Consider the following 456-nt stretch of genomic DNA (forward strand, 5'->3'; position numbering starts at 1 on the left):
AATTTCCCGCGTCGACATGCCCGGCGCGTACATCGAGATGATCTTGTCGTCGAACCCGGGGAACCGGCGCTGATATTTGCCGATCAACTGCGGATCGAAGGTCGAGGCCCGGTCACGCGAGACCGACAGTTCCACTGACCCCGTATCCGTCAGCACCGTCTTGCGGCCGTAGCCGTTGCGGCGGTTGCCGCTCTCGTCGCCGGCAAGATGGTGGTCCATCTCCGCCTTCAACACCCGCTCCGCCAGCGCCTTCTTCAACTGGTCAAGCAGGCCGTTCTGGTCAAAAGCGGCCTTCGCGTCGCCGCCAGCCAGCAACTGGTCCAGAAGAGCGTCGGGGATAATCGGTTCCTTGCGTCGTGCCATTGTGAAGCTCCTTTCGCATCACTATGGCCCAGCCGAGCACGAAATTCCCGATAGTCCCTTGTAGAACGCAGCCCACCCCGCCAGTTGACGGTT

1 protein-coding gene is annotated in these 456 nt (G+C 61.6%); it reads right to left on the reverse strand.

All coding sequences use genetic code 11. The features are described from left to right. Nucleotides 1-363: transposase (locus tag ACM9LZ_RS26020; RefSeq protein ID WP_416622399.1), on the reverse strand; the 363-nt coding region annotated here is incomplete at its 3' end. Nucleotides 364-456 lie beyond the last annotated feature (93 nt).

Origin of the sequence: Niveispirillum fermenti, from assembly GCF_048066175.1 — a bacterium.
Taxonomy (GTDB): Bacteria; Pseudomonadota; Alphaproteobacteria; order Azospirillales; family Azospirillaceae; genus Niveispirillum; species Niveispirillum fermenti.